8 protein-coding genes are annotated in these 8,302 nt (G+C 43.3%); all 8 read right to left on the minus strand.

All coding sequences use genetic code 11. The features are described from left to right. Positions 1 to 698, minus strand: a 698-nt coding sequence (locus QUA56_RS35765; RefSeq protein WP_333368561.1) for a relaxase/mobilization nuclease domain-containing protein, incomplete at its 3' end; no start/stop codon positions are given. A 50-nt stretch (positions 699 to 748) separates the two neighbouring features. Further along, positions 749 to 1,150: a plasmid mobilization protein gene (locus QUA56_RS35770; RefSeq protein WP_333368564.1), complete on the minus strand. Its 402-nt coding sequence runs from the start codon at positions 1,148 to 1,150 to the stop codon at positions 749 to 751. Positions 1,151 to 1,353: 203 nt separating this feature from the next. After that, positions 1,354 to 1,545 (minus strand): hypothetical protein, encoded by a 192-nt coding sequence (locus tag QUA56_RS35775; protein ID WP_333368567.1) that lies wholly within the window; start codon positions 1,543 to 1,545, stop codon positions 1,354 to 1,356. 972 nt (positions 1,546 to 2,517) lie between these two features. Further along, the gene (locus tag QUA56_RS35780) at positions 2,518 to 3,027 is read right to left on the minus strand and encodes a hypothetical protein (RefSeq protein WP_333368570.1); all 510 of its coding nucleotides are present in this window, start codon (positions 3,025 to 3,027) and stop codon (positions 2,518 to 2,520) included. A gap of 47 nt (positions 3,028 to 3,074) precedes the next feature. Further along, positions 3,075 to 3,236 carry a hypothetical protein gene (locus QUA56_RS35785; protein ID WP_333368572.1) on the minus strand — a complete coding sequence of 54 codons (162 nt, stop codon included), beginning with the start codon at positions 3,234 to 3,236 and terminating at the stop codon, positions 3,075 to 3,077. Further along, positions 3,233 to 3,565 carry a hypothetical protein gene (locus QUA56_RS35790; protein WP_333368575.1) on the minus strand — a complete coding sequence of 111 codons (333 nt, stop codon included), beginning with the start codon at positions 3,563 to 3,565 and terminating at the stop codon, positions 3,233 to 3,235. The genes QUA56_RS35785 and QUA56_RS35790 overlap by 4 nt, the downstream gene beginning before the upstream one ends. Positions 3,566 to 4,666: 1,101 nt before the next feature. Next, a complete protein-coding gene (locus tag QUA56_RS35795; protein WP_333368578.1) occupies positions 4,667 to 5,707 on the minus strand; it encodes a group II intron maturase-specific domain-containing protein in 1,041 nt (346 codons plus the stop codon). A gap of 86 nt (positions 5,708 to 5,793) precedes the next feature. Then, the gene (gene ltrA, locus QUA56_RS35800) at positions 5,794 to 7,458 is read right to left on the minus strand and encodes a group II intron reverse transcriptase/maturase (protein ID WP_333368581.1); all 1,665 of its coding nucleotides are present in this window, start codon (positions 7,456 to 7,458) and stop codon (positions 5,794 to 5,796) included. Between the last annotated feature and the right edge of the window lie 844 nt (positions 7,459 to 8,302).

Genomic DNA, 8,302 nt, shown 5'->3' on the forward strand with positions numbered 1-8,302 from the left:
GCGACTCCATCTAAATTGTAAGAAATGCCTTGACTGAAGCCGATTCCAGTTCGAGTCAATCCGACTTGCACCTCTACGGCTTGTTGCTGCAACCGCTCAACGAATTCTGGCATACTTGGGTTGTTGTCTTGGGTAACTTCATCAATTAGGTCTTGCAATTGCACTCTGACACTCTTATTTCCCTTGCTTTGTAAGTACCTGTGTTCTCCTGTAGTCGGAGCTCGCTTATCTATTTCCCAACTGGGTGCAATAGTTTCTAAATTGTAGTCTCGTTCAAGCTGGCGAATTACTTCTTGGCTTTTGTAGTAATCCCAGCTATCGTCAACGATACTTCCATCTAGGCGAATGCGACTGGCGACAATGTGAATGTGGTCATGGTCTGTATCGCTGTGCTTGACAACTGCATACTGGTTGTTGTCAAATTCCATTGCTTTCATGTAGTCGGCTGCGATTGCTAGCCAGCGGTGCTCATTTTCAACAGAATCTTCTAGTTTCTGGGTGCTTGCGACTGATAAAGTGGCGTGAAATACTGCTACTTTCAGGTTAGGTCTTAGTTGTCTAGCGATCGCAAATTCAGCAGCCAGTTCTTCAGGAGTCTGTCCGCACATAGTACCGCCAATTAAGTAAGCACCTTTTTTGCCGAGTACATAGTTCAGACAGCCCCGAAAGCCTGTACCTTTGATTTGTTTGCCAATCATAACCGTTTCGCAGTAGGTTTATTGCATCGATTGCTCAGGCTTGTTAAAAATTAGCGGACTGTAGAATTGGTAAGGTTTGCAACTATTGTTTTAATAGCAGTTTGGTTTTGTTGAATGAGGTGCTGTACGCTTTCTAAGAGTCCTCTATTGACAATAACGGGTTCTCCCAATACCACAGCACTATTGCAAGCTTTCTTCATCTGATTGAGGTTGTTTGCTGCAATTTTAAGTTGAGCATTAATTTGGCATAAAACTTGATAGGCTTTCAAATCCAATACAGATAGAGGGTGTGGCATAGTTCTCCTCAAAGCTGCACGACGCATGAAGTCGCTCATACTCAAATTTACTTGGTTCGCTAATGTTTGAATTTGGCTATAATCCGAGTCTGTTAGGCGAATGTGGATATGGCTTGATAGCTGCTCTCTGGGTCTGACTTTCGGTAAATTTTTCATAGCTTTTAATCGGTAATCACTGTTTGTAAATATACAAGTTAACAACTGTAATTGAACCCCGCTATTCTGGTGATTTTATCCCCCCCAATTGGAGAGGGCTATTAGGGTTTATTAAAGTAGAGATTGACTACGATAATTTTCTTTAATTGTATAAATTGTTCATTGAGGTGCGATCGCGTGCCCTCTGACTCCGGCGATGGTAGTCACAAGCGAGCAAAAAGCTGGTGGTAGTGGTGGGTTCTATGCGCGAGGCTCTTGCGATCGCGGGAAGTCGATTCGTAGCAGCTCTCTTTGAAGTCAGTACACTCACCGCACTGTCCCAAGTTGAGATGCTCTATGGGTATGGCAACAACTGTCCCACCGCTCAATGTTGCGCGAGCCGATGGTGCGAGCATACATTATCTATGCCGGGGTCAGAATGGTAATTTTTGTGCAGTCGGAGCCGACTACGCGATCGCTTTATGCCAAAAAACGGAGCATTATTGTGTCGAGACAATATTCAGTTAACTTGTAGTACAAACAGTTACATTTGTCATGAAAGCTTAAGAAAGTATTAAACCTGACCTTGCGGTTAGGATGCCGTATTTATGGGTGGATTATTTTTATTTCTGCACGTAAAAATTAGGTTTGTGATCACAAAAACATTGCTTGCTACTGTCCATCTCTGCTTTTTGTGCAAGCTTTCTACCTTGCATAAAATTGCATAAATTTGCATAAATTTGAGTTTTTATGAGTTTTTTGTTGCTAATTAAGCCAAAAACAGCGAACACTTCAATTTGCAGCTTGCACAAATTTATTCAAAAAAACTCAAATTTATGCAGAAAAACTCAAAAAAACTCACTCCAAAAAAGTGAATTTTGAGGGTTTTTCCCGTCCTGGTACGCTTAAGAATTATTTAAGATTTTTACAGCCAACTCTGCAATTATGAATTGAAGCAATGGAAATTGCAATTGATTCAAAACAGGCTCAAGATTGATAATTTAATCTCAATCTCTCGCTGAGCCGAACTAATTGAATAGGTTGTTTTGAGCAAGCCGAACTAATTGAATAGACTGTCTTGAGTAAGCCGAACTAATTGAATAGACTGTTAAGATTGCCTAAAAGATTGCCCCCCAGTTATTCGCTATGCAGCTATTCGTATCAATCTTCGGAACAAGGGCGGTAGCCGCTTTATAGCAAGAGTTGTAGTTCAGTTGGCTTGTGCGCTCCAGTTGCTCTTCAATACTTTGTAATAGCAAGCTAGCGCGACCTGAATTTCTAGCAACGGGCGAGAGGAAAGCAGGGACGATGGAGCACAAACTTTCAAGCTCAGCTCGAAACCATCGATAATACCCTGGCAACTGTTTCTAGCATCAATATCTGTCGGTTCATAGGGTAACGAGCCTGTTTTCAAGTTCGCTAACCGCCAAACGCTGTTCCCGCACTCGACCTACTCTCAGCGCGTCAATCAGACTAAGCAAGGCGTAGAGTTCTGGATCGTTTTTAGCAGCTTGGGGGACTGAACGGTACAGGGGTGCGATCGCCTGCCCTCTGACGACTCCTTGAGGGTCAGGCCAGACATACACCTCAGACGGTGAGACCACCAGCTTGCTTTTTAACGGTTCAGCCGAATGCGCCGTTGGCAGTCCCCGACTTAAGGGGCCGGGTTGGGCGTAGAATACATAGCGCAGCCCGTGAACTAAGAACTCTAGTAGCGCTTGCGTCAAAATCCTGCGATTTTCGCCATCATAGAGACCTGCTGCTGCACATCGAGAAAGAGCGCCATGAACTTCTGAGGCACTCATGCCTAAGCTTTGAGCTAGGGTGCTGTAAGTCCAGGTTGTTTTTTCCCAACTGTGGACTTTGAGTATGGCAAGGATATCTTGCGGTTTGAGCATAGCTTTATGGGTAGGCTCAGCCAGCCTTGGGCATCGCTTTCTTTCTTTTATTCTACATTCGCGAATAGCGAATAATTGAGATGTGGCGACTTTAATTTACTGTTCGGCGCTCGTTGAAGGGCGTGAGTTATTTCGGGAGTACAGCGATCGCTTGTGCTGAGAAAGCGGTTGTAGGAGAGAGCGATTTGCGATCGCACCATCCATTTCATTCACTCGGCTGTAACTTTCCTCGCATCTGTATAAATATATCGCCCAACATTGCTATTGCTACTGCCCATACCTGCTTTTCGTATGTGCGCCTGTAGAAGTTTATGCTAATCCGCTTACAAGGACAAGCGCGATCGTATTGCATGGGAGTCAGTACCGATTGATGCAGTTGTTTTGCAGCCTGCATTAGTTTGAGCGCCAGAACGCACAAGCCTTGCTGTTTTAAAGCCAATTTGTGATCACAAAAACATTGCTTGCTATCGCTCATCCCTGTTCTTTTCCTTACTTTCCCAGCTTGCATAAATTTGCATAATTTTGCATAAATTTGCATTATTTTGAGTTTTTAGTTGCAAATACTGCCTCGACTTCAGCTAATAGTTCAAGCTGAGCTTGCATAGTTTTACTCACAAAAACTCAAATTTATGCAAAATTATGCAAAAAAAATCATGAAAAGTCAGACTTAAAAAGTTAATTTTGAGGTTTTTTCCTGTCCCGGTACGCTTAATATCAATTTAATAATTTAACAGCAAGCTCTACACTCCAATTTAAGGCAAATGTAGCAGAGGCTCAAAAGTGGTAGCATTTATAGCAAGCTGTACTTTCACAATTGAGCAAGCAGAACTAATTGAAAGCTGTTAAGGCTGCTTTTTTAACTGCCGCTTTGTGATAGCTATTCAGCTATGACATATTAATGTATCGGAACAATAGCGGTAGCGTTTTTCTATTCTTAAATTGCAGTTCAGTTTGTTTGGCTTTATTGAATGCAGTGCTACCGCACTTTTGTACAAAAAAGCCAAGTGCCTCAATATTTTTTGGCTACCAGAATGCTAATAGCGTTACTTCGGCAAGCCAGTGAAATTTGTAGTCAAAGCAAAAGCGGCGAAACTTGTTAAACTAGGCACTTTGAAGGCAGTGACAATTGTGGGGCGATGGTACGGTTGTACTTGATTTCAGAGAGAGCGCGATCGCCACGCGCCTCTAAGTTTTAGGCCGTAACGATGCTACCCAAGTTCAATGGGGACAGTTGCGGTAATTGATGCCAGTGTTGCCAGAAAAGTCGCTACAACAGTATGAGCAATCGGCACAGTTGGATATCGGGTAAAACCAAGCCTTTTGAAACACTGGGCTAACATCGCATCAGAGGCATTGATGGGGACAGTTGAATATCGGGTAAAATTAAGCCCCTTGACACTTCACCCCTAGTTTTTAGGTGTTTGTGGCGATAGCTACTATTACTAGACAAGCCCTTGCACTATGCTTTCTTTGAATTGTTTTGACTTTAACAACTGCAACTCGCGACTCGACTCCGCTGCCCTTACTCGAAGTTAGAGTCGATTGAGGAGTTACCCCCTCAACCTCTCCTTCAGAACGGAACGTGATACTTTCGCATCATTCCGCTCCTTGATAATTCCATCCTTGTTATGGATACGAGTTAGAACGGTGTTGCCTCAAAATTCTTGTTTAAGGAACCATCAGCAGCCGTCTTTGTATCGTGGCAATGTCTATGCAGAAGTTGGTAGTTGTCATAGGTATTTTTACCGCCTAGACTTTTGGGTATTATATGGTCAACTTCTACACTGTCTGTAGTTGTAAAGTACAGACCGCAGTGAGAACAACAACCCTTTTGTTTCTTGAGTAATTTGGCTTCCCGTGTTGGGATACCTGGGTATGCTCCCCTTCGTGCGCTCCAATAAGACCAGTTACCATCGAAAGGACTAACCTTGCCTTTCACTTTTACGTGCCGTACAATTGCCGTGTCGGAGTGTGAGGTTAATTCGTCACCTTCATTGGTTCTGAAACGTTTATTAGTACCTACTGTTAACCAGTATTTGTTGTACCAACTGCCGTCCCCCTTTACCCTCGATTTGCCCCAAGCTCGTAACTTATCGTAGATTAGGTGGTCAACCTTTGAGTAAGTTTCCTTACTACAGACTGTGGAGTAATAGTTTGACCAGCCCCTAATTATTGGATTGAGCTTGCTAATTAAAGCAGCTTGTGGGGCGGTTTTATGGGTTTCTATTACCTCAGCAATCTTGGATAGATGCGTTTTTATTTTGGCTTTCGAGGGTGTAATTAGTGTTTTAAAACTTAGCGGTGTTCCGTCTGTATTTTTGGCACATCTGTAGTTACCTACTTTATGCTGTTGTACATGGAAACCTAAGAACTCAAACCCAACATTACCATCAATCTCAATGAGGGTGTGGGTTAATTTTGTTTTACTTGGTTTTAACTCTAGTCCCATATCACTTAACCATTCAGCAATTATCTCTTTACACTTCAGAACTACGCTCAAATCTTCGTGCATAATTACGAAGTCGTCGGCATAACGGATTAGGCTAAGGGCTTTACGGTTTTTCTCCTTACTATCCTTTTTGCCTTTTAATGTTTCCGCGTACTGTTTAACTCTTTCTTCCATACCGTAAAGGGCAATGTTCGCCAAAAGAGGAGATAATGGAGTAGGAACAAAGCGCACCTCTAAATCTCTCGATTTATGTGTTTCTTCATTCCTCTCCCCAAACCGGACGTGAGACTTTCACCTCATCCGGCTTTCCATCATTGTTACGTGCTTCGTCCATACGAAGGCGTTTGGACATGACAATCACGACAAAGAAGTTGAAGATTTTCAACATCATCTTTACCCTTTGATTTTCGGGCTTTGACGTGGTGTAGATCTAAGTTAATCGTGCTTAAACACACTTCACACTTAGCTCCTCTTTCAGCTTTAATTGTCTCCTTCAGCTCGCGCCATTGAGAGTTATCTGCGTTGCCCAGCCACACCTGATCCGGTAAAGGTAGGTCAGCTAGTGGCATCCCTGTCCGATACTCTCCCTGAATATAAGGATTTTCGGGAGAGCGAGAACGATATTTAGTTAATGGTAAATCACTCAGGCGGTAAAGATAAAGAATCTTGTTTCCGTTACGAATACCCAAGTTAAATCTCCGACCGTCCTCGCGCAGTTTATACATCAAGATGATGTATTTGGGGGATAACTTATGCCGTTTACAAAGCCAGCGAAATAGTCGTTGATTGACCCAAAAGTCTAAATCTTTGGCTATATCTTTAACATTGCAGTGACGATAATAGTTAATCCACCCTCTTAAAACTGCATTAAGGGCAGAGAATTTCAACAGGGGGGAATCTTGGAACCATTTCCGCTTGGTCATCTCCTTAATGGTCTGTTTGAACTTCTTAGTGTTTTTCGGTGCAGGGGTGACCAACATTTTCGGTCGGTCGTGTCCGCTGACATAGCGTTGAATGTGAAAACCTAAGAAGTCAAAACCATCATTAACATGGGTAATGTGCGTTTTTTCTGGTGACAATTCAAGTTGGAGTTCTTCTTTGAGGAAGATACTAAATTCCTCCTTGAGTCTCACCGCTTCTGCTTTGCCGCCGTTGGTCAATAGTAACCAATCATCGGCATAGCGGATTAAAGCACAATTTCCTTGATGTCTGGTGCGGCGACGTTCTTTCTCTTTGCGGTCGAGATTGCCATATTTCTGCCACCAATAGAGATCTAATTGGTGCAAGTAAATATTCGCCAAAAGTGGCGAACAAATACCACCTTGCGGTGTACCGATATCGGTATGTTTGAACAGATGCCCCTCCATGATTCCCGCTTTGAGAAAACTTTCTACCAGTTTCAGGAGACGATTATCGGCGATTCTTTTCGCCATGAGTTTGAGCAGTATCTGATGATGAATACTGTCAAACGCCGCTTTGATATCTCCCTCAATTACCCAATAGTATTTGTTGCGACGATTGATGTAGCTATCTAATCGGGCGATGCAATCTTGAGTTCTGCGCTGTGGTCGAAAACCATTAGAGCAGTTAAGAAAGTCACTTTCATAGATTGGTTCTAATACCATTTTTAGCAACATTTGGACTGTTCTGTCCTTGAGTGTGGGAATACCTAGCGGTCGTTGTTTACCATTGGATTTCGGGATGTAAACGCGACGGACTGGCATCGGTCGGAATTGTTTGGTTTGTAATTCCGTCCGTAACGTATTCACGAATTCAGTTTTGGCTGATTCCGTTGTCAGCGTCTTTTTAGTGATGCCGTCGATCCCTGCCGTTTTAGCTCCCGTATTCGAGAGTACGGCGGTTAAGGCGGTTCTAATCCAATCCTCTCGGCAAATGAGTCGATACAGATCGTCGAACTGATGTTCTGATTGATGCTGTGCCTTGATGGCGAGACTATGTTGGGTTTTGATGATATCGGACATACGTTTTAGTCCTCTCTAGTTCCCTTAACTTATCTCTAACAATGACTGCCATCCTTCGCCATGTACCAGACTATTTTCTGGCTCGGACTACTACGATCGCTCTGCCACACGATAACTACTTCAGTTGCAGCTAACCCAGTCTCCATCGACCAGTTACCGTGCTTCCTACGTTCATACAGTGGTACGTGTTTGTCTAGCCTTAGACTTCCTCTTTACACCAATCGGATACAGACAAGCGTATCCGCGACCACAGCCGATGGTTTATACCTCTATAACCAGAGCGGTTCAGTCCGAGTAAACAGACCTTTTCATCAGTAGAATCAAATACTGATTTACCTGTTGTCTCACGCCATCTCTGTTGTTTAGCAGCGTGTCCAAGGTGACGGTGCTTCGGACAAGGATTCCTCTCGTAGTCATAGCTAGACTCAGGCTCGAAACCTCATACTGTAACAGAGTGCCAGCATTTTGTTCCTTGTTTCCCAGGCTTCAAACAGGTTCTCACTCATTGTCCCCTGCCTGCTGGGTCAGCCTTAATACCTTGAGGTAGGTATTATCTCGTGGTTGTTTTGGCTCACCTAGAGCATTACCACTGTACGCTTCGCAGCGCACTGACTCCGCCCTGTGGTGTACCCTCATTAGTAGGGAATAGTTCATCTTGGACACAGTACCCTGCTTTGAGCCAAACTTTGATTTGATGTCTCAAGGTGGGGTATGTGTTTATTTTGGAGAGTAATGCTTTATGGTCTATACGGTCGAAGCACTTGGCAATAAGCTGTTCGACATCTAAACTGCATTAATTAAGTTACCTTTGTTTTTGATCTTTCGGTTCCATTTCATAATTAAT

It is taken from the genome of Microcoleus sp. N3A4, assembly GCF_036701805.1.
GTDB lineage: Bacteria > Cyanobacteriota > Cyanobacteriia > Cyanobacteriales > Microcoleaceae > Microcoleus.

Coding starts and splice junctions, on each gene's coding strand:
- QUA56_RS35775 (WP_333368567.1), bottom strand. CDS start 1,545: ATGCTCGCACCATCGGCTCGCGCAACATTGAGCGGTGGGACAGTTGTT.
- QUA56_RS35785 (WP_333368572.1), bottom strand. CDS start 3,236: ATGAAATGGATGGTGCGATCGCAAATCGCTCTCTCCTACAACCGCTTT.
- ltrA (WP_333368581.1), bottom strand. CDS start 7,458: ATGTCCGATATCATCAAAACCCAACATAGTCTCGCCATCAAGGCACAG.
- QUA56_RS35770 (WP_333368564.1), bottom strand. CDS start 1,150: ATGAAAAATTTACCGAAAGTCAGACCCAGAGAGCAGCTATCAAGCCAT.
- QUA56_RS35790 (WP_333368575.1), bottom strand. CDS start 3,565: ATGCAAATTTATGCAAAATTATGCAAATTTATGCAAGCTGGGAAAGTA.
- QUA56_RS35780 (WP_333368570.1), bottom strand. CDS start 3,027: ATGCTCAAACCGCAAGATATCCTTGCCATACTCAAAGTCCACAGTTGG.